Genomic DNA, 25,585 nt, shown 5'->3' with positions numbered 1-25,585 from the left:
TTGAACGAACTATTAATAAAAGTAAATACAGAATTATAATTTGAATAAAAAAGCTCATATATTATATTTTTTTATTACATTTGACGTAACATAAACTCAGATTATTACGTATCTGAGTTTATGTTGCATATTTCAAGTCAATTCTAATTAAAATAAATTTTACATATTATGAAAAAACTGTTCTTTCTACTATTGTTAGCAACTTTTGCTAGTTGTAGCAAAAATGACATTACACTTTCGTGTAATACTGAGGAAGAGTCCACACCCCTTCCTATAGAAGATTCTTCTAAATCTTTTTTCTTTTGGTATAAAGGTGAAAAACATTATTTAATACCTGATAGTACTAATTTTTTTGTTGTTTACAATGACACAAATGCTTATTCATCTGCAAATGTTATAAATGAAGGTATCTATTCAAACTTATCGTCAAGCCGTACTAAAAGCAAATTATCCAAAACGAATAAGCAGAAATGGCAAATTATTAAAGGTTATGATTCTATAAAAAATAGTAGGTCAACCACTGATATTTGTTATAAAAGTCCTTTTTTTATTTCTTTAAAAAACGGCAATACTTTTGGTATAAGCAATTTAATACATATAAGATTAAAAGAAATAGATGATGTAAGTATTCTTGAGAGCCAAATGGAAAAATATAAGCTTTCATTTTATTCTCAAAATGAATTTATGCCATTATGGTATACTGTTTCTTGTAATGATTATTCTATGGGTAATGCGCTTGAAATATGCGACTTATTATATAAAACTAATTTATTTGCTTATGTAGAGCCCGATTTTATGGATGATTTGTCTATGTCTATCACTTCTTTCCAAGTTCCTAATGATCCCTATTATAATCAACAGTGGAATCTACACGGAAATTATTCAATTAATTGGCCTGCAGCAAGCACAGTAACCAAGGGGGAAAATGTAAATATTGGTCTAATAGATCAAGGTGTAGCATTTTCACACCCAGATTTAAATTCTTCTTTGGTTGTTCCTGCATTTGATGCTTCTGTTGATGGAGAACATTGGTTTGTCAACGGTCTTTATGGCTCTCATGGAACAAACTGTGCAGGAATAATAGCTGCAAAAATAAATAACAGTATAGGAATAACGGGGATTTGCCCCAATGTCCATGTACACAGCTATTCAGATCCTTTAGTTTTAAGACCTAATACTTCACAAAATTTAGCATCTGACTTATATGTAGCATTAACATCTGATGACGTTGTTAGTTGTTCTTGGGGTAGTAATAGTTTAATAAGTTCAGAAATAGAAGAGGCAATAGATTTTTATGGTCCATGGGGAAGGAATAATAAAGGAACTGTTTTAGTTTTTTCGTCTGGAAATAGTGACTCATCCATAAAGGATGTTCTTTATCCAGCAAATCATAATCCATACATATTAGTTGTTGGAGCTACAGATTCAAATGGACAATTAGCATCTTTTAGTTGTTATGGTGATGAAATAGACGTTGTAGCACCAGGGGTAAATGTATTAACTTTGACAAACACCCCAAAAGGGTCATATACCTTTGATTATTTTACAGGAACATCTGCTGCTTGTCCACATGTTGCTGCTATTGCAGCTTTAATTCTTTCAGTTAACCCTGAACTAACAAATATTGAAGTTAACAACATCATAGAAAGTACAGCAAGAAAGATTGGGAATTATAACTATTCTATAGTTAGCAATAGACTTAATGGATCTTGGAATAAATATATGGGATATGGACTTGTAGATGCAGCTGCAGCAGTACAAGCCGCTCAACAAACATTAAACTGAGTATATTATGAAAACAACACTTTATAATTTTTTATTATTTATATGCAGCATGCTTTTATGCCTTTCTTGTTCCGACAATGATATTAAAATGCTGACTCGTTATAATTTGCCTCAAAATATTAGAATCGATATTCCTTCAGACAGCATGATCGTCATAAGGAGTTCGTCAGAGTTCGATAATAGATTCAAAGGATATACAGATGAGCTTTCTAAAATTGATTTTAATAAATATGATTTAGCGTATATTCAAGGGGCTTCACCTACAGGTATAGAAGATTTCAACGTACAATGGAATGTGGATACTACCCCTTACGAATTATCAATCAATATAAAGAATAACATAACTACACAATACCAAATATGGAGTTTGGCCTATCTAATAGCTAAAAGAAAGAACAATGATGTTGTAGCATCTGTTGTTTATGACAATGCTATTGATAGATAAAGAGAACGTTTTTTTATTTTAATAAAAATTCTAACAGAACCTAAATAACGTCAGTTCGATATAAGCTCGCCCGCATAGCTTCCCCTCCTTCGGGAAGCTACCCTTTATACACAAGTATATATTATTTTTTTATCTTTGCTTGATGTTATTAGAGACAGATCAAATTCGTGATCCTCGGCTTTTGCGACGTTTAAACTTAATTTGCTCTCAGATGGTTGTCCATCAAAGTGCTATAGTGAATCAATTTAGTAAGGAACATAAAGAAAAGATGGGTGCTTATAGATTTTTGAACAATTCCTCAGTCAGTTCTGATGCTATCTTATCAGGTCTGATACAAACTTGCTGTAAGAATGCTTCCGGTCGTAAGCATTTACTGTGTATTCAAGATACCTCGGAGATAAACTATGAGGCTCATGTTGAGCGAATGAAGAAAAAAACAGTCAGTCCCGGCATTGTCGGTCAAAAGCAATGTGGTACTTTTTTGCATCCAGTCTTGGTAGTGGATGCCTCCAGCCATATTCCTATAGGCTTTTCTTCGGTCAAGCAGTGGAATCGCTCACCGGATGCTTTAAGTCGTGAAGAACGTAATTACAGATATCAGCCTATAGAAGAAAAAGAGTCATATCGTTGGATAGAAAGTGGCATGGCTGCCAGTGAGCAAATGCCCCGGGATGCAGTTAAAACGATTATCGGTGACCGTGAAGCGGACATTTTCGAGCTTTTCAGCCGTATCCCTGCTGATAATGTTCACTTGCTGATCCGTTCTGTTCATGAAAGGAATTGCCGGTTGGATAATCCAGACTGTTCTGTCCATCTGAATACATTAATGGATCAGGCTGTTCTACGGGCAGAGTATAGCTTTGAAGTGCTCCCGGGAAGCGGACGTAAGAAACGGATAGCGTGTATGGAACTTCGCTTTGAAAGAGTCACTTTGTGCGCTCCTGTTAACGGTCCGGCAAAGGGCAGTCCCCCTGTTAGTCTTTATTGCATACATGTTAAAGAAAAATCTTCCAGTACACCGATAAATGAGAGTCCTATTGAATGGAGACTGCTAACTACACATGTGGTGGAGACTGTAGAACAAGCAATTGAATGTATCGGTTGGTATCGTTGTAGATGGCTGATTGAAGAGTTGTTCAGAGTACTCAAAAGAAAGGGATTCATGATTGAGGACGCACAGTTGGAAACAGTTTCGGCATTACAAAAACTAATCTTAATTTCCTTGCAGGCAGCCCTGCAGGTGATGGTACTCAAACTTTCTTTTGATAAAGAAGATGAAAACCTCTCTTCAGAAATCTACTTTACAAGCAAAGAAATAGAATTATTACATATAGTAGGAAAAAAGAGTGAGGGAAATACAAAAATACAGCAAAATCCATATAAAAAAGAATCAATGGCATGGGCGGCATGGATTATTGCAAGGTTAGGAGCATGGAGTGCATACAAGAGCCAGTCCATTCCAGGATATATAACCTTTAAGAATGGACTGGATAGATTTTATACACAGTTTGAATTGTATGAGTTAATCAGCTAAGACTTGTGTATAAAGGGTAGCTTCGGGAAGGAGGAGAATCGAAAAATACAGGCTTATATCGAACTGACGTTAAATTAATAATTAAACTTTTGTGTACCTAATATTCTAATTATTCTAATATTCTATCCTTTTATGCCTGTTCATCCGCTTTGTCATATATCAATATGCTCCGCCCACTGATTTTGTAAGTCAGGTCGCCCGTCAGTTCTAGTGCATCCAGGAAGGAGTTTATTGTTCCGTGACGCTTCAAGCTGCCACTATAGGTAATGTCGCGCAGGTTCGGAGTTTCGTAATAAACCTGTATGTCATACCAGCGTTCGAATGTCTTCATAATATCGCCCAGGGGACGGTCATTAAAGATGTACATACCATCTACCCAACCAACATATTCTTCCAAATCCACCTCGCGTTTCGTTGAACTATTGGCAAATACAACAGCCTGTTCACCCGGTGAAAGGGTAATCGTTTCCGCATTTAATGTGGAGAATTTCACTTTTCCATGTACCAGAGTCGTATAGCAGACAGGGGCATCGGCATAAGCATTTACATTGAATGCAGTCCCAAGCACGGTTATTTCTCCAAGATGAATTTGCACCACAAACGGATGTTCCTCATCCGCTACAACATCAAAATAGGCTTCGCCTTCCAAACGTACAATTCTGCGTTTACCGGCAAAACGTACCGGATAAGTCAGTTTGGAACCGGCATTCAAATGAACCGTAGTTCCATCTGCGAGGATTACGGTGTTTTCACCCCCACGCGGTATAACCAGTTCGGCGTTTGGAGTTATATTCTAATGTCTTCATATTTTTCTTCTTTGCCAAATGAATAAATGTTGTTTTCTCGACCGGTTGATGCTGCTAAGGTATAACATGGAATATGGGGTTTGCAAGTATTTGGTTAAGAAAATGTTTATTTTCTCCTGAAACGAAAAACATGCTTTCTTATGCTGATATGTCGTTACTTTGTCGTATCTTTAGTGCTTATTTGAGGAAAGCCGACTGGAGTTGTCCGGTCGGCTGACTATAGTTGACTGAACAGCCGATTCCAGTTGTCCGAGTAGCCGATTACAGTCGTCCTATGATGAAGTTACACATTTTAATTGATAAGAAGTAATGGCTATTGTATTTGATTGGTATGAAAATCCTAATGCATCTTCGGAAGAAGAAGAGGCAGCATTGCATCCGCGTATCTTTATGAATGGTAAGGTGGATACGGAAACACTTTGTTACAAGATTCATGATTACAGTTCGTTGACTGTGGGGGATGTGAAGAATGTGCTCGATAACTTATCGAAGATTCTCGGCGAGTCGTTGAGCGAGGGAAAAGAAGTGCATATCGAGGGAATCGGTTATTTTTTCCCCACTTTGGCGGCCACGGGAAAAGTGACCCGCAGCACTCCTCACAAAACCAATAAGGTGACTTTTAAAACAGTACGCTTCCGTCCTGATATTAGTCTGAAAGGGCATTTTGTTGGCGTCCGTGCCAGTCAGTCCAAGTACGTCCGTCATTCGGAAAAGGTTTCGGAGGTGGAGATTGATATGCTGTTGAAAGAATATTTTGCCGGACATCAGATGATGACCCGTCGTGACTTTCAAGAGATTTGCGGCTTGGCTCGTACTACTGCTAAAGCACATTTAGTTCGCCTGCGTGGAGAAGGAAAGCTGGTAAATATCGGCTTGCGTAACCAGCCGATGTATGTGCCTGCTCCCGGTTATTATGGGGTGTCGAGAGATGCGGCACATCCTTCACGGTGACAGCTGTGAAGGGTGTGAAAGAGGTGTTTTTCACTCAACAAATCACGCAAAATGACTGACACATTGAGACTTATCTCAATGTGAAGGGAATGAACAACCGGATATATATCATTCACGAGAACAAGGCACAAAAAAAGAGCGAATCATTCCGCTCCACCTTTAAAGAATCCCCATAAATGGGATTCTTCTTTTCTTCATCTTTCATTTACTAATTACCTGAAAACTACTTTCTACTAATACCTAATCAAAACAATCGTTTTCCTAAAAACTAATCTTAAAATCTAATACCTTAATTTTATAAACTAATACCTTTAGTATATTACCTTTTTCTAATACCTAAAAATCTTAGTAGTTTCACAACTACATTGCAAAGGTAAAGTTGTTTTGAGAAATGACAAGAGCCACTATACAAAAAATCAAATCTCAGCCTGTTTTTTTGATTTATGTCAAGACATTGGGCGGAATTAACATTTCCCTCTCTAGTTCCATCTGAATTTCGATCGTTTTAAAACTAGCAAAAAGTAAGCATAATCCAGTATCACAAAACAGAAAATAAGCATTCTGAAAGGATATGAAGTTTAGCAGGCGCCAAACTACCCGCAATCTGTGGACAATCTGCAAATTTCTAAACCGGAATCATTGCGATTTTTTCAACGAAGCCGGGCAGCTCCCCGAATTTTCGGAAGCAAAAAGAACATGGAGATATATTTCTCGCAACTTTTCCGTAACTTTGCAGCGTTTGATAATAAATAAGATAGGAATGGATTTTAAGTACGACGTAATTGTAATTGGTGCCGGACATGCTGGTTGCGAAGCAGCAGCCGCTGCTGCAAATTTAGGTTCCAAGACTTGTCTCATCACGATGGATATGAACAAGATCGGGCAGATGAGTTGCAACCCTGCTGTAGGTGGAATTGCCAAAGGACAAATAGTACGCGAAATAGATGCACTAGGCGGACAGATGGGATTGGTGACAGACGAAACAGCGATCCAGTTCCGAATACTGAATCGCTCGAAAGGTCCCGCCATGTGGAGCCCCCGTGCCCAATGCGACCGCGCCAAGTTTATCTGGTCCTGGCGGGAGAGACTGGAAAATACACCCAACCTTCATATCTGGCAGGATACCGTATGCGAACTTCTTGTTGAAGACGGCGCAGTGACCGGACTGGTTACCGCGTGGGGTGTCACCTTCAAGGCAAAATGTGTTGTCCTCACCGCAGGAACTTTCCTCAACGGACTGATGCACGTAGGACGCCACCAGTTGCCGGGCGGAAGAATGGCAGAACCGGCTTCTTACAAATTAACCGAATCCATCGCCCGCCACGGCATCACTTACGGAAGAATGAAAACCGGAACCCCGGTACGAATCGACGCGCGCAGCGTTCATTTCGACCAGATGGAAACGCAGGACGGTGAATGTGACTTTCACAAGTTCTCTTTCATGGATACCAGTGTACGCCACTTGAAGCAACTGCAATGCTGGACCTGCTATACTAATGAAGAAGTACATCAGATTCTACGTGACGGACTGCCGGATTCTCCCCTATTCAACGGACAGATTCAAAGCATCGGGCCCCGTTATTGTCCGAGCATTGAAACGAAGATTGTAACTTTCCCCGATAAGACCCAGCATCAATTGTTCCTCGAACCGGAAGGCGAAACAACACAGGAGTTATATCTCAACGGATTCTCTTCCTCGCTTCCGATGGACATACAAATTGCCGCTTTAAAGAAAATCCCGGCCTTCAAGGATATGGTTATCTATCGTCCGGGATATGCGATTGAGTATGATTATTTCGACCCGACACAGCTAAAGCATACGTTAGAATCGAAAATTATCGGGAATTTATTCTTTGCCGGACAAGTAAACGGTACTACCGGATACGAAGAAGCAGGCGGACAAGGATTGATAGCCGGAATCAATGCACATATCAATTGCCACGGTGGCGAAGCCTTCACACTAGCACGCGATGAAGCATATATCGGCGTATTAATCGACGACTTGGTAACCAAAGGCGTCGACGAGCCTTACCGGATGTTTACTTCACGCGCAGAATATCGTATCTTGCTACGTATGGACGATGCCGATATGCGCCTGACCGAACGAGCCTATAAACTCGGATTGGCTAAGGAAGACCGCTATCAATTAATGAAAGAGAAAAAGGAAGCAGTGGAACAAATTGTTTCTTTCGCACACAGTTATTCGATGAAACCGGCATTAATTAATGATGCCCTCGAAAAGATAGGGACGACTCCCCTACGCCAAGGATGCAAACTGATAGAAATTCTGAATCGCCCGCAAGTGACAATTGAGAATATCTCGAAATTTGTGCCGGCATTCCAACGCGAACTGGATAAAGCGACCGAATCCAACCAAAAGCGTAAAGAAGAGATTCTCGAAGCTGCCGAAATTCTAATCAAATATCAAGGATATATCGACAGGGAACGAATGATAGCAGAGAAACTGGCAAGACTGGAAAGCATCAAGATTAAAGGCAAATTTGATTATGCTTCCATCCAATCTTTATCGACCGAAGCCCGGCAGAAGCTGATAAAGATAGACCCGGAAACGATTGCCCAGGCGAGCAGAATCCCGGGAGTATCACCAAGCGACATCAACGTGTTACTGGTACTTTCCGGACGATAATCGGCAACGTTTCACGTGAAACAAAACATTTAAAGAAACGATATAAATCAATGATTATGAGCAAAGAAACGCTAATTAAAAGCATTCGGGAAATACCGGATTTTCCTATTCCCGGAATCCTGTTCTATGATGTTACCACTTTATTCAAAGACCCATGGTGCCTACAGGAATTATCGAACGTCATGTATGAAATGTACAAGGATAGAGGCATCACCAAAGTGGTAGGTATAGAATCAAGAGGTTTCATCATGGGACCTATCCTGGCTACCCGGCTGAATGCAGGTTTCATCCCTATCCGAAAACCCGGCAAACTTCCTGCCGAGACGCTCGAAGAAAGCTATGACAAGGAATACGGGAAAGACACTGTGCAAATTCATAAAGACGCATTGGATGAAAACGACGTAGTCCTCCTACACGATGACTTACTGGCAACAGGCGGCACCATGAAAGCGGCCTGCGAACTGGTGAGGAAGCTGAAACCAAAGAAAGTATATGTGAACTTCATCATCGAATTGAAAGACCTGAATGGAAAATCGGTATTCGGAGATGATGTAGAAGTAGAATCTGTATTGTCTTTATAAAGGATTTGATTATATTTGCAAGGCGTAGTTGAACTACGCCTTTTTTTTATTTTAGCTATCTCTCAGCCCTAACGATTATGAATGCAGAAATGGAAAGCAGAACCAGTGAATATTTGAAAGGAATCGTAGCCAACCTTCCTGAGAAGCCGGGCATCTACCAATACCTGAATGCAGAAGGAACGATTATATACGTTGGAAAGGCGAAAAATCTAAAGAAAAGAGTCTACTCCTATTTCAGCAAGGAGCACGAACCGGGAAAGACGCGGGTGCTTGTCAGCAAGATTGCCGATATACGCTATATCGTAGTCAACACGGAAGAAGACGCGTTGCTGCTGGAGAATAATCTGATAAAGAAGTATAAACCGCGTTACAATGTCCTGCTGAAAGACGACAAGACATATCCTTCTATCTGTGTACAAAACGAGTATTTTCCCCGGATTTTCCGAACCAGAAAGATTATCAGAAACGGGTCTTCTTATTATGGACCGTATAGCCACATCCCGTCTATGTACGCGGTATTGGATTTGATAAAGCATCTGTATCCTTTACGCACTTGCAATCTGAACCTGAGTCCGGAGAATATACGGGCGGGGAAGTTCAACGTATGTCTGGAATATCATATCAAAAACTGCGCAGGTCCCTGTATCGGGTTGCAATCACAGGAAGATTATCTCAAAAACATCGATGAAATCAAAGAAATCCTGAAAGGAAACACGCAAGAGGTCAGCCGGATGCTATTAGAGAAGATGCAGGCATTGGCGGGCGAGATGAGGTTTGAAGAAGCGCAGAAGATAAAAGAGAAGTATCTGCTGGTAGAGAATTACCGTTCGAAATCTGAGGTGGTAAGTTCTGTATTACATAATATCGACGTGTTCTCTATCGAAGAGGACGAGGCTAATTCGGCTTTCATCAATTATCTGCATATCACGAATGGAGCCGTCAACCAGGCATTCACTTTCGAATACAAGAAAAAGCTGAATGAATCGAAAGAGGAGCTTTTGACATTGGGTATTATTGAGATGCGGGAGCGCTACAAAAGCCAGTCGAAGGAGATTATTGTTCCTTTCGAGCTTGATTTGGAATTGAATAATATCGTTTTCACCGTTCCGCAGCGGGGAGATAAGAAGAAGTTGCTGGAACTATCCATCTTAAACGTGAAGCAATACAAGGCCGACCGACTGAAACAGGCGGAAAAGCTGAATCCTGAGCAGAGAAGTATGCGCCTGATGAAAGAGATACAACAGGAACTACACTTAGACAGACCGCCTTTGCAGATTGAATGTTTCGATAACTCAAACATACAGGGGTCTGATGCGGTAGCGGCATGTGTTGTATTCAAAAAGGCGAAACCATCGAAGAAAGATTATCGGAAATACAATATAAAGACGGTTGTGGGACCGGATGATTACGCTTCTATGAAAGAGGTTGTCAGAAGGCGTTATCAACGCGCTATTGAAGAAAGCTCCCCGCTGCCCGACCTTATTATTACCGATGGCGGGAAAGGGCAAATGGAAGTTGTCAGAGAGGTTATTGAAGACGAGCTGAACCTTAACATTCCTATTGCAGGATTGGCAAAAGACAATCGCCACCGCACATCAGAACTGCTTTTCGGGTTTCCGCCACAGACTATCGGTATCAAGCAGCATAGTCCGTTGTTCCGTCTGCTGACGCAGATTCAGGATGAGGTGCACCGTTTTGCCATCAGCTTCCATCGTGATAAACGCAGCAAACGGCAGGTAGCTTCTGCGCTGGATAACATCAAGGGAATCGGAGAAAAGACGAAAACCGCCCTTTTGAAAGAATTTAAGAGCGTAAAACGGATAAAAGAGGCTTCTTTAGAAGAGATTAGCACCATCATTGGAGAGGCGAAAGCCAAAACCGTAAAGGCAGGATTGAACGATGAACAAGCCGAAAATAAATAACGCAGATTCGATATAAGTCCGGCAACTCCACTCTCCTGTTTCTGGAAGGTGGAGAAGCCTGCAGACCACTCGGATATCAAATAAGAAATTGGCAGAATAGAACCGGTTATATTTCTACCATTGAATCTTCCGGCACAGTTCCATAATATTTTCCCTTCAATACATCGTTTTCTCTTCCGAATTTCGTAAATTTGCCTTTCGTAATTACGAAATAAGATAAATAGCAATGCGAATAGTTATACAACGGGTAAGTCGTGCGTCAGTGACCATTGAAGGGAACTGCAAATCAGCTATCGGAAAAGGAATGTTGATATTGGTCGGCATCGAGGAAGCCGACGGGCAGGAAGACATTGACTGGCTCTGCAAAAAGATAGTAAATCTGCGTATTTTCGACGATGAAAACGGAGTTATGAATAAGTCTATCTCAGAAGATGGGGGCGAGATTCTCGTCATCAGCCAGTTCACCCTGCACGCTTCTACGAAAAAAGGGAACCGCCCTTCTTATATCAAGGCAGCCAAGCCGGAAGTTTCTATCCCACTCTACGAGCGATTTTGCAAGGACTTGAGCAGTGCATTGGGAAAAGAAATAGGCACAGGAATCTTCGGGGCAGACATGAAAGTCGAACTTTTGAACGACGGCCCTGTTACTATATGCATGGATACTAAAAACAAGGAGTAAAAGATGACTTTAGAAGAAGCTCAAAAACAAGTAGACCAATGGGTCAAGACATACGGTGTACGCTACTTCAGCGAATTGACAAATATGGCGGTCCTGACGGAAGAAGTAGGCGAACTGGCACGTGTGATGGCACGCAAATATGGCGACCAGTCCTTCAAAGAGGGAGAAAAAGACAACCTTGACGAAGAGATAGCAGACGTACTCTGGGTGCTTCTCTGCATCGCCAACCAGACAGGCGTAGACCTCACCGCTGCCCTGCAAAAGAGCATGGACAAGAAAACGAAACGAGATAATCAAAGACATATCAATAACCCAAAACTGAAAGAGCATGGAAGAGAATAACCCACGGTCCAACAAGTATGAAGCCGCATTGGCAAAGTACAATACCAACCTGAGCGATGCTGACATTCAGGCGCGCGTAGCCGAATTAATTGAGAAAAAAGTGCCGGAAAACAATACGGAAGAAGTTAAGAAATTCCTGTTCAATTGCATCGACCTGACGACTTTGAACAGTACGGACAGCGATGAAAGCGTGATGCGCTTTACGGAGAAAGTCAATAAGTTCGACGATGAATACCCCGATTTGAAGAACGTTGCAGCTATCTGCGTTTATCCTAATTTTGCCGCTATCGTCAAGAATACACTGGAAGTGGACGGCGTCAATATCGCTTGCGTATCGGGCGGATTCCCCTCTTCCCAAACCTTTATCGAAGTTAAAGTCGCAGAGACTGCGCTGGCTATCGGAGATGGTGCGGACGAGATAGATATTGTAATCTCCATAGGCAAATTCCTGAGCGGTGACTACGAAGGCATGTGCGAAGAGATACAGGAACTGAAGGAAGTATGCAAGGAACGCCACCTCAAAGTGATCCTCGAAACAGGCGCTTTAAAGAGTGCTTCCAACATCAAAAAAGCCTCTATCCTATCCATGTATTCGGGCGCGGATTTCATCAAGACATCCACAGGAAAGCAACAGCCCGCCGCTACTCCCGAAGCCGCTTATGTGATGTGCGAAGCCATCAGGGAATACTACCAGAAGACAGGAAACAAGATTGGTTTCAAGCCGGCAGGCGGAATCAACACAGTCAATGACGCGGTTATTTATTACACCATTGTCAAAGAAGTGCTGGGTGAAGAATGGCTGGACAACCGACTGTTCCGCCTGGGAACCAGCCGCCTTGCCAACCTGTTGCTTTCGGATATCGAAGGCGAAGAAATCAAGTTCTTCTAAGAACCAAAGACTACATTAGCAATCAAATATGCCTCACCGCGCTGGCTGCCGTCCTTACGGAAGCCGACGCGGTATTTTTTATTTAAGAAAAACTAAAGGCAGTTATCAGGCAATCAAGAAAATTCCTTATCTTTGTAAGTGAAAATCTAATAGAAGTGCGAAGGATGGAGACACACATAAAAACCTTACGATTCAATTCTAATCCTCTGAATCTCTTCCTCGGAAATAAGAGAAAGAAGGGGCTTCGCATTGGCTACATGGAAGCCGCACTACAAGGTTTTTATTTGAATTCCATAGATACCGGTGTACATCCGCAAAAGCTGACCAGTTTCTTATCCGAAAATTATGATTGTTTTGATACCGAGTCTGCCACCGGATTATTCCAGTTCCTCATCAACGAAGGCGACAGGGTTTCCTACCAAATCATGCTCCCCTATCTGCTCTCGACAAGCAACATCTACGAGTTCGAAGAAATCATCACCAAACGTTTTTTGGGAGTCGAACGGTTCGTTCAACAGGGAAAAAACTTATATAATTTCGTAAAATACACAGAGGAAAGAAGGGATCCGATCATATGGATCAATGATCTGGAAAGAGGAATTGCGGGATGGGACATGGGGTTACTCGTAGGGTTGGTACGTGCCGCTTCGGGCAGCGGATATATTACAAAAGAGGAAGCCTGGCGGTACATCGAACAGGCGAACGGGTTATGCGCCAACGACCTCCGCACACCGGAAGAAATAGACAAGAGCTACTTGCTCGGAAAAGCCATGAAATCAGGGAAAATAGAAGATTGGGATAGGGCGTTGTCTTGTTATTCACTTCTCGACAAATACCGGAAGTAATCATTTTTCGCGGTCTACCACATACTCTAAATAAGCACGGAGCGCTACGCAAACATCCGAATCCGGCAGAGAAGCCAACAGGTCGAATGCTTTCTGTTTGTACGCATTCATCGTCAGTATTGCATATTCGATACCACCATTTTCTTTGACATATTCAATCAAACGGGTTATTTCATCAGGAGTAGCCGTGCCTTCCTTCACCTTGAACGCAATCTCTTGCGCAGCGCTGTCCTTCGTTTTGTTCAGCACATACAAGGCAGGCAGGGTCAGCTTGCCTTCAAGCATATCATTGCCTGTCGGCTTACCTATTTCCTTGCTATCAAAATAATCGAAGATATCGTCTTTAATCTGGAAGCAAATGCCGATATACTCACCCAGCAAACGGGCAAATTCAGCCTCTTCCTCTCCCATTCCTACCGAGAAAGCAGCAGCTTTTGTGCAGGCAGCGAAAAGAGCGGCGGTTTTCTTACGGATGACATCGAAATATACTGATTCGGAAAAACTGTGATTGCTTACATTGGAGAGTTGGAGCAACTCACCGTCAGCAAGGTCCTGTCCCAATGAAGACACTAGTTGGATGATAGGATGGCTGTGCGTCTGTTCGGCATGAACCAGGCTCGTAGCCAACAGATAGTCGCCCGTCAGCACAGCTACCTTATTATTAAAGATAGCATTCACCGAGAGTTGCCCGCGACGTTCGGTACTTTCGTCTACAACGTCATCGTGCACCAGACTGGCTGTATGAAGCAGTTCCAGGGAAACAGCAGCATGAAGCGTGGAAGGACGGACCGCACCGTAAAGGCGCGCTACCAACAGGAGAAGAATAGGACGCATCATCTTGCCACTCCTCTGCCGTATATGAGATACGACACTGTCGAGCAATGCATTCGAACTGGAAAGTGAACTATCAAAAAGATTCTTAAAGTCCGCCAGTTCCGCTTCAATCGGAGTTCTGATGAGTGAGATACTGTCCATTTAATACACAATTTGAGCACAAAAGTAATAATAAAACGCTTAATACGGTATTTTTTTGTACTTTTACCATGAAAAATTAATTAAATCTATGGATTCAGATAATAAATTATTTCTTTTAGACGCTTATGCACTGATATACCGGGCGTATTACGCCTTTATCAAGAACCCAAGAATCAACTCCAAAGGATTCAATACTTCCGCTATCCTGGGCTTTGTCAACACCCTAGAGGAAGTACTGAAAAAAGAAAATCCGACGCATATAGGAGTGGCTTTCGACCCTTCGGGTCCCACCTTCCGTCACGAGGCTTTCGAACAGTATAAAGCGCAACGCGAAGAGACTCCCGAAGCAATCCGCCTTTCCGTACCTATTATAAAGGATATTATAAGGGCATACCGTATTCCTATCCTCGAGGTGGCAGGCTATGAAGCCGACGACGTGATAGGAACTCTTGCCACCGAAGCCGGCAAGCAGGGCATCACCACGTATATGATGACGCCGGACAAGGACTACGGGCAGTTGGTGAGCGACAAGGTGTTCATGTACCGTCCCAAACATACGGGCGGTTTTGAAATAATGGGTATTGAAGAGGTGAAAGCCAAGTTTGACATCCAGTCGCCCGCACAAGTGATTGACATGCTCGGTTTGATGGGTGACGCTTCGGACAACATTCCCGGCTGCCCCGGTGTAGGAGAAAAGACGGCACAGAAATTGATTGCCGAATTTGGCAGCATCGAAAATCTATTAGAGCATACCGACCAACTGAAAGGGGCACTGAAAACAAAAGTGGAAACGAACCGGGAAATGATTACATTCTCGAAGTTTCTGGCAACCATCAAAATTGACGTACCTATCCAACTTGAGATGGACGCACTCGTCCGCGAAGAGGCAGACGAAAATTCACTTCGCAGTATTTTCGAGGAATTGGAATTCAGGACTCTCATCGACCGCGTACTCAAAAAAGAGTCTCCCGCCCCTCTCCCACTTTTTCCCGAAAAAGGGGAAGCCATACAAGGCGATTTATTTGCAAATTTCACGACCAGTGAGCCGGACGAAGCAAAAAAATCAAATCTAGAGACGTTAGAATCGCTCGGTTGCAAATACCAACTCATTGATACAGAGGAGAAAAGAAGAGAAATTATTCAAAAGTTGCTTACATCTGAAATTCTCTCGTTAGATACGGAGACTACCGGAACGGAACCGATGGACGCAGAATTGGTCGGAATGAGTTTTTCCATTGCCGAAAATGAAGCATTTTACGTCCCGGTTCCCGCGGAACAAGAGGAAGCGTTAAAAATCGTCAATGAATTTCGCCCGGTATTCGAAAATGAAAATTCGTTGAAGGTCGGACAAAATATCAAGTACGACATGATCGTTCTTAAAAATTATGGAGCGGAAGTGAAAGGCGCACTTTTCGATACAATGATTGCCCACTATATCCTTCAACCGGAACTTCGCCACGGGATGGATTATCTTGCGGAAATTTACCTGCACTATCAGACAATCCATATCGACGAACTAATTGGACCGAAAGGAAAGAATCAGAAGAATATGCGCGACCTCGACCCGAAAGATGTCTATCGTTATGCTTGCGAAGATGCAGACGTGACATTGAAGTTGAAGAACGTATTGGAAAAAGAACTGAAAGAAAATGATGCCGAACGGCTGTTCTATGATATAGAGATGCCGCTCGTTCCGGTACTGGTCAATATAGAACGGAACGGCGTGCTGCTGGATACGGAAGCGCTGAAACAATCGTCCGCCCATTTCACTGCACAGATGGAACGAATTGAAAAGGAGATTTATGAGCTGGCAGGCGAAACGTTCAATATCGCCTCACCCAAGCAAGTCGGCGAGGTACTATTCGATAAACTAAAAATTGTAGAGAAAGCGAAAAAGACCAAGACGGGACAGTATGTCACTTCGGAAGAAGTGCTTGAAAGCCTTCGCCATAAACATCCGGTAGTAGAGAAAATATTGGAACACCGCGGATTGAAGAAACTATTGGGAACGTATATAGACGCACTTCCCCTACTTATCAACCCGCGCACAGGACGGGTGCATACTTCTTTCAACCAGACGGTCACCGCTACGGGACGCCTCAGCTCAAGCAATCCGAACTTGCAGAATATCCCCATCCGCGACGAGAACGGGAAAGAAATCCGCAAAGCATTCATTCCCGACGAAGGGTGCCTTTTCTTCTCTGCGGACTACTCGCAGATTGAATTGCGTATCATGGCACATCTCAGCGAGGATAAGAACATGATTGACGCTTTCCTCAGCAATCACGATATCCATGCTGCCACGGCTGCGAAAATCTACAAGATTGACTTGAATGATGTAGACTCCGATATGCGCCGTAAAGCTAAGACCGCCAATTTCGGCATTATATATGGTATATCCGTCTTCGGTCTTGCCGAACGGATGAACGTAGACCGGAAAGAAGCCAAAGAACTTATCGACGGATATTTCGAAACCTATCCGGGCGTGAAGGCTTACATGGATAAAAGTATCCAGGTAGCCCAGGAAAAAGGCTATGTAGAAACGATTTTCCATCGGAAACGTTTCTTGCCAGACATTAATTCACGAAATGCCGTTGTGCGCGGATATGCGGAACGGAATGCGATTAATGCGCCTATCCAAGGAAGTGCGGCAGATATTATCAAGGTAGCCATGGCACGCATTTACCAACGGTTCCAGGCGGAAGGAATACAAGCGAAAATGATTTTGCAAGTACATGACGAATTAAACTTCAGCGTTCCCGTCAACGAGAAAGAGCGCGTGGAAGAAATCGTTATCGAGGAAATGGAGAAGGCATACCGCATGCACGTTCCCTTGAAAGCTGATTGCGGATGGGGTAAGAATTGGCTTGAAGCACATTAAAAACAAGTAATGTACGCACTATTCATATAGTGCATACCAACAAAACAGGAGTCGGAGTGAGTAATAACATTATTTAACCCGGTATCCATAAAGCTAGAAAAAGGAACACTTCCCCAACGAAGTGATTCATTCTATATCCGGCAGACTGACTGCCGGATATTTTTTTGTCACCAATCTTGGCAAAAAGCAAGTGATACCAGCCACCCGCCATTGACATTTTGACAACAATCCACCCCTATAATTACACAAACTCCAAATTTATATGTAAATTTGCAGCATAAAACCGATACGGTAATAGAAATATGAAAGTATAACTCAAAAACTTAAATAGCCATGAAAGCAAAAGTATCTTTAAAAATGTTCGTTTTATCAGCAGTTCTTCTTGTTGTGTCGCTTGCTACTTCTGCACGTAGCTACGACGGTCAATTGATTTATAACCCGATAGAAGAAAATGGTGTAACAGTAGGACAAACCGTTTACAAAATAGACGGGAGCACACTTGCCAACTACATGAAGTACAATTATAAGTACGATAACAAAAAACGTATGATTGAAAGCGAAGCCATGAAATGGAACAGCAGCAAGGATGAATGGCAAAAGGACTTGCGTATCAACTATATTTATGAGGGCAAGACTGTCACTACCAACTATTACAAATGGAACGCCAAGAAAAAAGCCTACGTACTGGTCCCCGAAATGACCGTTACGATGGATAATACAAATATGTAACATAACTCTCTCTCATTCTAATATTCTAACAACAAGAGACGCCGCTTCTGATGAAGAAGTGGCGTCTCTCATTTATCATAATATCAAGTCGGCAGTTACAACACGTAAAAACGTTCTTGCAGTTCTTTCAGGAAATTTCTAGAGATTATCAAATCATTCCTGTCATGAAAAGGCGGATAAAGCTGGCAGCACTTGCCGTCAATCATAGCCAGGAAGTTTATATTTACAATAGCCGACTGACTAATCTGCACAAAAGCCTGCGAATAACCGATAATGTCCTCCGCCTTTGTGTTCCGCTTCAAGTTCAACCGGGTTTGGTTGAATAATACTACCTGCCATTGACGCTTATCTTTCAGATACTCAAAGAAGCCGATTTCTTCAAGACGAAGTAATCTGAATCCTGTCACTGTGCTAATCATGAACGTGCCATGCTGTGGCATCGAGGTACTGAAAGAGGATGCGAAAGAAGGCGGAGGAAGTAAAGCGGAAGCCGACATAACCTTCCGGTAACGGTCTATAATAACTTTTAATTCTTCACTTTCAAAAGGCTTCAACAGGAAATCGAAAGCCGATTCGCGCAAAGCCTGCAACAGGTACTTGTCATAAGAAGTGTAGAACACCACTTTCATATCCCACAGCACATCATCCCTTATCTCACTCAGCAAGTTAAGCCCAAGTATATCCGGAAGCTCCACGTCAAGAAACAACAAATCCGGATGCAACTCCATAATCATCTTTTTCCCTTTTGCACCGTTGCTTGCCACCCCTTTAACCTCAAATTCACGATAGGGTCCCAACTCCCGGCGCAAAGCGTCAATCGCTGTACGTTCATCGTCTATGATGACCACTTTATACTTCTCTTCTGTCTCCATCATAAATCATAAGAAAAACGGAACGGGATATATACCGATACCTGAGTACCGGTCTTTCCATCATTCCTGTTGGTTATATCAAAACGTATCTTATCACTCTTATTTTTCGTATTCAATAGCTGGATGGTCTGATAAAGGACTTTCAGACCCGTACCGGTTCCGCGTGTCGCAGAAGACACCTGCGGGAGATATCCCCGCCCGTTATCCGTAACCGTAATACAGACCCCGTTCTCTTGGCGGGAGACACATACAGCCAGTTCCTTTGCCCCATCCTTTCCCGCCAACCCGTGCTTAATGGCATTCTCCACGGGAATCTGCACAATCATAGAGGGAACTATGATGCGGGTAACGTCCAACCCGTCCTCTATCGTGACTGTCGGGGTAAAACCATCACCGACACGCCCTTTCTCCAAGTCGATATAGGAGCGCACGAAGTCCAGTTCGTCCTGCAAGGGCACGCTCAGTTTCTCTGTCAGTTCGAGACTCCGGCGAAGATATTTCACCAGCCCCATCAGATTATTTTTCACTTCCTCCGAGCCATTGAACTGATTAATCTCACGTCCCAACACATTGAAAGTAAAATGAGGAGAAATCCGGCTACGCAGGTTCTCCATGCGGATGCGGTTTATCTGCTGAAAGAAACGTTCACGAAGAAATTCTCGTTTCTTGCGCATATACCAGATAATGACTATTGTACCTACCACAAGCAGCACACTGACAAGCACCCAAATATAAACGCTTAATTTTAAAGCTCTCACTTCACCCGCCTGTTGCTGAATCTGCATCTCTTTACGCAATACAACCGTATTCTGCCGATAACGCATATCCAGTTCGGCCACACGCATCTGCACCCGTTCGCTGCGGATGGAATCATCCAAATGGCGATCGCGTTTCAGATATTCATAAGCGTGGCGGTAATCACCGATACGCTCAAAATAATGCTGGAGGTATTGGTTGCGTATGGTCAGCATATTAGCATCGAGATGCCCCACGGGAGCAGTACGGGCAATCATCTTCTGTGCCTGCCTTAAATTTCCTTTCTTCAGGGCAAGCTCAATCATTTGGGTCTCGATATAGTGCACGGCTGAATTATGCTGTATTTTTGAGAAGAAACGATAGCTATCGTCCAGGCAGATTTGCGCAGAGTCGAGATTGTCAGTCAGTACATACAACTCTCCCAGATTCACCTTGATAAAGTTCTGTTCGAATACCATTTGCGAATGGGCAGATACCAGTTCATTCGCCCTACGCATGTATTTCAGGGCTTCCTGATAGTCCTTTCTGTAATAATAATAGTTACCGCGGTTGTTGAGATACGTCCATTTCTCTGCAACACTCATTCCGTCGAAGAATTGTCCTGCCAGTTCATAGTAGTAATTTGACAGAACAAAATCACGTAATTCCATATAGGTCTGCCCCAGTCCGTAGTAGATAGGAAATTTCGTATGTTCCGACAAGTTTAACGAATCGCAAAGAAACAAGGCACGGCGATAATAAGAAGCGGTGTGTGCCAGGTCGCCACGATGTAGGTACGCATCGGCCATATTGATGCAAATATCCGGGAGACGTTGTAGCTTCTCCCCTTCCAAACAGTACTTATACGCCTGTTCATAGTCCATTATCGCAGAGTCAGGACGGTTCAACTGCATCCATACATTCCCTTCCATATTATAAATCTCGGACAGCACATTATTCCATCGGGAACATCTGACAGCCTTAGGCGAGAATTCTTTCACCTGACGGTGATAATAAAGAATGGAATCAAAATCGGAAGAAACGAAGAATGTTTTTCCGTACAGGGCGATAAGACGGTAATAAGATTGTGAATCCTGTGCCTGTATCAACGCGTCACGTATCTGCGAGCGGGAATAAAGCACATTGGAAAACAGAGAATCCTGCACGCAGGTTTCCAAAGAATCAACAAAAGTTTGTCCACACAAGGACCCGCTATGATGTTTATCAGTATATCCACAACTCAATAACACCAACAGCCCCAATAACCAGAATAGGCTCATAGTAGTCCCTTGTTTCATTTGCCCCTTATTCATGTCATATTTCGAATGTGACAAAAATACATTATTTATCCTGAATCCCAACGAATTTTATTATTTTTTTAATACCTTTGTGCCCATATAAATATGAGCAACTGACCTAATGAGTCCACTGAACTTCACCCACATTTTGACACAGGCAGTCGATGAGCTATCGGAAAGCGAATCTTACAAAGGACTGTTTCATCAGCACAAAGATGGCGAGCCACTGCCCTCTGCTAAAGTCTTGTATGAAATTATAGAGCTTTCACGTTCCATTCTCTTCCCCGGATATTACGGGAATTCAACCATCAACAGCCGGACAATCAATTATCACATTGGTGTAAATATTGAGAAGTTATTCGGTTTGCTCTCCGAGCAAATCCTCGCCGGGTTGTGTTTCAGTGTCAACATAGAAGGGAAATGCAATGTCTGCTCAGACTCCAAACGGGAAGAAGCCGCACGCCTTGCTGCTAAATTTATCAGCAAACTGCCTGCCATGAGAAGGATACTGGCAACTGACGTGGAAGCTGCCTACAACGGCGACCCTGCTGCCGAAAGCTATGGTGAGGTAATTTTCTGTTATCCGGCTATCAAGGCTATCAGCAACTACCGCATCGCGCATGAATTGCTGGAACTGGGCGTTCCCTTGATTCCCCGTATTATCACGGAGATGGCACATAGCGAAACGGGTATTGACATCCATCCGGCTGCGAAAATCGGCAGTCATTTCACTATCGACCACGGTACGGGTGTCGTTATCGGTGCTACAAGTATTATCGGCAACAATGTCAAACTATATCAGGGCGTTACTTTGGGAGCCAAGAGTTTCCCGTTGGATGCCGATGGAAAGCCCATCAAGGGTATCCCCCGCCACCCGATTCTGGAAGACAACGTGATTGTCTATTCCAATGCCACTATCCTGGGCAGAATCACTATCGGGCGCGACGCAACTGTGGGCGGTAATATATGGGTGACAGAGAATGTCCCCGCAGGAGCGAGAATCGTACAAACCAAAGCAAAAAAATAAAATCAAATAACTATATATGAACGAACAATTCGAGATGATTGCCAAGACCTTCCAAGGACTGGAAGAGATACTTGCAGAAGAACTTACAGTATTAGGAGCCAACGACATTCAAATAGGACGCCGGATGGTTTCATTCTCCGGAGACAAGCGTATGATGTATAAGGCGAATTTCTGCCTTCGTACCGCTATCCGTATCCTGAAACCTATCAAAAACTTCACCGCCAAGAATGCCGACGAAGTTTATAACCAGATACAAGCCATTCGATGGGAAGATTATCTTGATGTAAACAAGACATTTGCTATTGACGCAGTGGTGTTCAGCGATGAGTTCCGCCATTCGAAATTCGTTTCGTATAAAGTAAAAGATGCAATTGTAGACTACTTCCGCGAGAAAACCGGAAAACGTCCGTCTGTCCGCATCAACAATCCGGATGTATTGCTGAATATTCACATTGCACAGACTACCTGCACGCTGTCTTTGGACTCTTCCGGAGAATCACTGCATCGCCGCGGTTATCGTCAGGAAGCAGTGGAAGCTCCGCTCAACGAGGTGTTGGCGGCCGGCATGATTCTGATGACCGGATGGCGCGGGGAGTGTGATTTGATTGACCCTATGTGCGGTTCGGGTACTATTCCCGTCGAAGCTGCACTAATTGCAAAAAATATTGCTCCGGGAGTATTCCGTAAAGGATTTGCTTTCGAAAAGTGGGTGGATTTCGATGCGGATATGTTCGATGAGATTTACAATGATGACAGTCAGGAACGTGAGTTTGAACATAAGATTTACGGATATGACAACAATCCGAAAGCGAATGAGATTGCCACACACAACATAAAAGCTGCGGGCGTATCGAAAGATATAGTGCTGAAACTGCAACCGTTCCAACAGTTCGAACAGCCGAAAGAGAAATCAATCATCATTACCAACCCGCCATATGGCGAACGTATCTCTACGAATGACTTGCTGGGACTTTACCAAATGATTGGCGAGCGTCTGAAGCATGCGTTTGTAGGCAATGAAGCATGGGTGCTGTCTTATCGTGAAGAGTGTTTCGACCAAATCGGTTTGAAAGCAAGCCAGAAAGTTCCTTTGTTCAATGGGCCATTGGAATGCGAGTTCCGTAAATATGAGATTTTTGACGGAAAGTACAAGGAGTTCAAGAGCCAGGAAGGAGAAGGGGAAGAGAAGAAAGACTCCGAAGTAGAACAAGCTCCAAGATTCAGAGAAAGAAAAGAATTTAAACCACGTCGCGAAGGAGAGTTCAAGCCTCGCAGAGAGGGAGATTTTAAACCTCGTAGAGAAGGCGGTGACTTTAAAGGTGCCGACAGAGATAGAAAACCACGGGGAGACTTCCGCGGGGGAAGAGATTCAAGAGCTCCGAGAGAATTTAAGGGGAATCGGGATCCGAGAATTCCGAAGAAGGAAGAGGAGTAATTACATCAATAGTTTACGGTAAGTCCAAATAAAAACAAATAATTAAAAAGAGCAATGATTAAAATTGGAAAAAGAGCTATCCTGCTGTTGATGGCACTACCAATCGGATTCAATGTTATGGCACAGGAAACCAAAAAGCCAACACTGGAAGAATTGATTCCGGGTGGCGAAAGCTACCTGTATGCAGAAAACCTGTACGGACTGCAATGGTGGGGTGATGAATGCATGAAACCGGGCGTAGATACACTCTATTCGGTTCAGCCTAAAACGGGTAAGGAGAGGATGGTTATCACCCGTGAGCAAATCAATAAAGTACTTGCTGAAAACGAGGCCGGGAAATTATCACACCTGTACTCCATCCGCTTCCCGTGGGCGGACAAACCGCAAATGCTATTCACAGTAGCAGGAAAGTTTATCACATATGACTTTAAGAACAACCGCATTGTCAGCACCCTCAAACTAAGGGAAAAGGCTAATTATGAAGACTATTGCGCAGCCAACGGCAACGTAGCTTACACAATAGGCAACAACCTGTACGTAAACGAACAAGCGGTAACCAACGAACCCGAAGGCATCGTTTGCGGACAATCCGTACATCGCAATGAGTTCGGCATCAACAAAGGTATTTTCTGGAGTCCGAAAGGCAGCCTGCTCGCTTTCTACCGCATGGATGAAAGCATGGTCACACAATATCCGCTTGTAGACATTACCGCACGTGTGGGAAAGGTAAACAATATCCGTTACCCGATGGCAGGAATGACCAGTCACCAGGTAAAAGTAGGCATCTACAATCCCGCAACAGGAAAAAGCATTTACCTGAATACAGGCGACCCTACCGACCGTTACTTCACAAATATCAGTTGGGCACCGGACGAAAAGAGCCTCTACCTCATAGAGTTGAACCGTGACCAGAATCACGCCAAACTCTGCCAATACAATGCAGAGACAGGTAATCTGATGCAAACACTGTTCGAAGAGACGCATCCGAAATACGTAGAGCCGCAAAATCCTATCGTATTCCTACCGTGGGACGCTACCAAATTCATCTACCAAAGCCAACGTGACGGATACAACCACCTCTATCTGTACAATACAGAAGGCAAACTGCTGAAACAGTTGACCAAAGGCAATTGGCTGGTAAAAGACATCCTCGGCTTCAATGCCAAACGCAAAGAAATCATCTTCACCGCCATCGAAGGCTTGAAGAGCGGGCACTTTGCTGTAAATGTCAGCAACGGAAAGATGAGCCAACCGTTCAGCAGTTGCCAAGAAAGCGAACACAGCGGTATTCTTAACGCATCGGGCACTTATCTTATCGACCGTTATTCGACGAAAGACCAGCCCCGCGTCATCAACTTGGTAGACACCAAGAGTTTCAAAGAAACCGCCAACCTGCTGACAGCCAAAAGCCCCTACGAAGGCTACCAGATGCCAAGTATCGAAACCGGGACCATCAAAGCTGCCGACGGCACTACCGACCTGCACTACCGGCTTATGAAACCGGCAGATTTCGACCCGTCCAAGAAATACCCGACCATTATCTACGTCTACGGCGGTCCTCACGCACAATGCGTCACCGGCGGCTGGCAGAACGGTGCACGCGGATGGGACACCTACATGGCAAACAAAGGCTATATCATGTTCACCATCGACAATCGTGGCAGCAGCAACCGCGGACTGGAATTTGAAAACGCCACCTTCCGCCGTCTCGGCATCGAAGAGGGTAAAGACCAGGTGAAAGGCGTCGAATTCCTGAAATCCCTTCCCTACGTAGACGACGAACGTATCGGCGTGCACGGATGGAGCTTTGGCGGGCACATGACCACCGCCCTGTTACTCCGCTACCCGGAAATATTCAAAGTAGGCGTTGCCGGCGGTCCTGTAATCGACTGGGGATATTATGAGATAATGTACGGTGAACGCTATATGGACACTCCGGAGACGAATCCCGAAGGCTACAAAGAATGTGACCTGAAGAACCTTGCCGGACAACTGAAAGGTCATCTGCTGATTATCCATGACGACCACGATGACACCTGCGTGCCACAGCACACCCTGTCGTTCATGAAAGCCTGTGTAGACGCCCGCACCTACCCCGACCTGTTCATTTACCCGTGCCACAAGCATAACGTATTAGGTCGCGACCGTGTACATCTGCACGAGAAAATCACCCGTTACTTTGAACAGAACCTGTAACAAAGTAACCG

At 43.6% G+C, this 25,585-nt stretch carries 19 protein-coding genes and 1 pseudogene; 16 read left to right on the top strand and 4 right to left on the bottom strand.

Annotation, left to right across the window (positions count from 1 at the left end; genetic code table 11):
* Positions 1–168: 168 nt before the first annotated feature.
* The 3 genes from CLIN57ABFB40_RS13760 to CLIN57ABFB40_RS13750 all read left to right on the top strand — a co-directional run bounded on the left by CLIN57ABFB40_RS13760 (position 169) and on the right by CLIN57ABFB40_RS13750 (position 3,764).
* Positions 169–1,785 (top strand): S8 family peptidase, encoded by a 1,617-nt coding sequence (locus CLIN57ABFB40_RS13760; RefSeq protein ID WP_175630620.1) that lies wholly within the window; start codon positions 169–171, stop codon positions 1,783–1,785.
* Positions 1,786–1,792: 7 nt separating this feature from the next.
* Complete coding sequence (locus CLIN57ABFB40_RS13755) at positions 1,793–2,230, top strand: hypothetical protein (RefSeq protein WP_175630619.1); 438 nt, start codon at positions 1,793–1,795, stop codon at positions 2,228–2,230.
* 142 nt (positions 2,231–2,372) lie between these two features.
* Positions 2,373–3,764, top strand: coding sequence for an IS4 family transposase (locus CLIN57ABFB40_RS13750; protein ID WP_262886940.1), 1,392 nt, complete (start codon positions 2,373–2,375; stop codon positions 3,762–3,764).
* A 130-nt stretch (positions 3,765–3,894) separates the two neighbouring features.
* Here CLIN57ABFB40_RS13750 and CLIN57ABFB40_RS13745 read toward each other — a convergent pair.
* Positions 3,895–4,539: pseudogene (locus tag CLIN57ABFB40_RS13745) on the bottom strand (FecR family protein); the annotation flags it as partial.
* Between the two features lie 340 nt (positions 4,540–4,879).
* On the opposite strand from CLIN57ABFB40_RS13745, the gene CLIN57ABFB40_RS13740 reads away from it, so the two are divergent.
* The 8 genes from CLIN57ABFB40_RS13740 (at position 4,880) to CLIN57ABFB40_RS13705 (ending at position 13,426) form a co-directional block, all read left to right on the top strand.
* Positions 4,880–5,521: an HU family DNA-binding protein gene (locus CLIN57ABFB40_RS13740; protein ID WP_175630618.1), complete on the top strand. Its 642-nt coding sequence runs from the start codon at positions 4,880–4,882 to the stop codon at positions 5,519–5,521.
* 760 nt (positions 5,522–6,281) lie between these two features.
* Positions 6,282–8,168: a tRNA uridine-5-carboxymethylaminomethyl(34) synthesis enzyme MnmG gene (gene mnmG, locus CLIN57ABFB40_RS13735; protein WP_175631227.1), complete on the top strand. Its 1,887-nt coding sequence runs from the start codon at positions 6,282–6,284 to the stop codon at positions 8,166–8,168.
* A gap of 50 nt (positions 8,169–8,218) precedes the next feature.
* Positions 8,219–8,749, top strand: coding sequence for an adenine phosphoribosyltransferase (locus tag CLIN57ABFB40_RS13730; RefSeq protein ID WP_175630617.1), 531 nt, complete (start codon positions 8,219–8,221; stop codon positions 8,747–8,749).
* Between the two features lie 77 nt (positions 8,750–8,826).
* Complete coding sequence (uvrC, locus tag CLIN57ABFB40_RS13725) at positions 8,827–10,671, top strand: excinuclease ABC subunit UvrC (protein ID WP_175630616.1); 1,845 nt, start codon at positions 8,827–8,829, stop codon at positions 10,669–10,671.
* Positions 10,672–10,897: 226 nt separating this feature from the next.
* Positions 10,898–11,350, top strand: coding sequence for a D-aminoacyl-tRNA deacylase (dtd, locus tag CLIN57ABFB40_RS13720; RefSeq protein ID WP_175630615.1), 453 nt, complete (start codon positions 10,898–10,900; stop codon positions 11,348–11,350).
* A 3-nt stretch (positions 11,351–11,353) separates the two neighbouring features.
* Positions 11,354–11,692: a nucleotide pyrophosphohydrolase gene (locus tag CLIN57ABFB40_RS13715; RefSeq protein WP_024988591.1), complete on the top strand. Its 339-nt coding sequence runs from the start codon at positions 11,354–11,356 to the stop codon at positions 11,690–11,692.
* Positions 11,679–12,581, top strand: a complete 903-nt coding sequence (gene deoC, locus CLIN57ABFB40_RS13710; RefSeq protein WP_175630614.1) for a deoxyribose-phosphate aldolase — start codon at positions 11,679–11,681, stop codon at positions 12,579–12,581. Before CLIN57ABFB40_RS13715 ends, deoC begins: the two co-directional genes overlap by 14 nt.
* A 164-nt stretch (positions 12,582–12,745) precedes the next feature.
* Positions 12,746–13,426 (top strand): DUF1266 domain-containing protein, encoded by a 681-nt coding sequence (locus CLIN57ABFB40_RS13705; RefSeq protein ID WP_175630613.1) that lies wholly within the window; start codon positions 12,746–12,748, stop codon positions 13,424–13,426.
* On the opposite strand, the gene CLIN57ABFB40_RS13700 is transcribed toward CLIN57ABFB40_RS13705, so the two are convergent.
* Positions 13,427–14,401 carry a polyprenyl synthetase family protein gene (locus CLIN57ABFB40_RS13700; RefSeq protein WP_175630612.1) on the bottom strand — a complete coding sequence of 325 codons (975 nt, stop codon included), beginning with the start codon at positions 14,399–14,401 and terminating at the stop codon, positions 13,427–13,429. It lies immediately after the preceding gene.
* Positions 14,402–14,489: 88 nt separating this feature from the next.
* On the opposite strand from CLIN57ABFB40_RS13700, the gene polA reads away from it, so the two are divergent.
* A complete protein-coding gene (polA, locus tag CLIN57ABFB40_RS13695; protein WP_175630611.1) occupies positions 14,490–17,282 on the top strand; it encodes a DNA polymerase I in 2,793 nt (930 codons plus the stop codon).
* A gap of 333 nt (positions 17,283–17,615) precedes the next feature.
* The gene (locus tag CLIN57ABFB40_RS13690; protein WP_175630610.1) at positions 17,616–18,011 is read left to right on the top strand and encodes a DUF3836 domain-containing protein; all 396 of its coding nucleotides are present in this window, start codon (positions 17,616–17,618) and stop codon (positions 18,009–18,011) included.
* A gap of 95 nt (positions 18,012–18,106) precedes the next feature.
* On the opposite strand, the gene CLIN57ABFB40_RS13685 is transcribed toward CLIN57ABFB40_RS13690, so the two are convergent.
* Together CLIN57ABFB40_RS13685 and CLIN57ABFB40_RS13680 are read right to left on the bottom strand one after the other, a co-directional pair.
* The gene (locus CLIN57ABFB40_RS13685) at positions 18,107–18,886 is read right to left on the bottom strand and encodes a LytR/AlgR family response regulator transcription factor (RefSeq protein ID WP_175630609.1); all 780 of its coding nucleotides are present in this window, start codon (positions 18,884–18,886) and stop codon (positions 18,107–18,109) included.
* Positions 18,883–20,916 (bottom strand): histidine kinase, encoded by a 2,034-nt coding sequence (locus CLIN57ABFB40_RS13680; protein WP_175630608.1) that lies wholly within the window; start codon positions 20,914–20,916, stop codon positions 18,883–18,885. The genes CLIN57ABFB40_RS13685 and CLIN57ABFB40_RS13680 overlap by 4 nt, the downstream gene beginning before the upstream one ends.
* A 121-nt stretch (positions 20,917–21,037) precedes the next feature.
* Between CLIN57ABFB40_RS13680 and CLIN57ABFB40_RS13675 the strand changes: the two genes are divergently transcribed.
* The 3 genes from CLIN57ABFB40_RS13675 to CLIN57ABFB40_RS13665 are packed head-to-tail and all read left to right on the top strand — an operon-like array spanning position 21,038 to position 25,574.
* A complete protein-coding gene (locus CLIN57ABFB40_RS13675; protein WP_175630607.1) occupies positions 21,038–21,943 on the top strand; it encodes a serine O-acetyltransferase in 906 nt (301 codons plus the stop codon).
* 16 nt (positions 21,944–21,959) lie between these two features.
* Positions 21,960–23,378 carry a class I SAM-dependent RNA methyltransferase gene (locus CLIN57ABFB40_RS13670; RefSeq protein WP_175630606.1) on the top strand — a complete coding sequence of 473 codons (1,419 nt, stop codon included), beginning with the start codon at positions 21,960–21,962 and terminating at the stop codon, positions 23,376–23,378.
* Between the two features lie 54 nt (positions 23,379–23,432).
* Positions 23,433–25,574 carry a S9 family peptidase gene (locus tag CLIN57ABFB40_RS13665; protein WP_175630605.1) on the top strand — a complete coding sequence of 714 codons (2,142 nt, stop codon included), beginning with the start codon at positions 23,433–23,435 and terminating at the stop codon, positions 25,572–25,574.
* Positions 25,575–25,585 lie beyond the last annotated feature (11 nt).

The sequence above is a fragment of the Bacteroides acidifaciens genome (assembly GCF_903181435.1).
GTDB lineage: Bacteria > Bacteroidota > Bacteroidia > Bacteroidales > Bacteroidaceae > Bacteroides.
The sequence above is the reverse complement of the archived record's forward strand: the minus strand, read 5'-3'. Positions and strand labels throughout refer to the sequence as shown.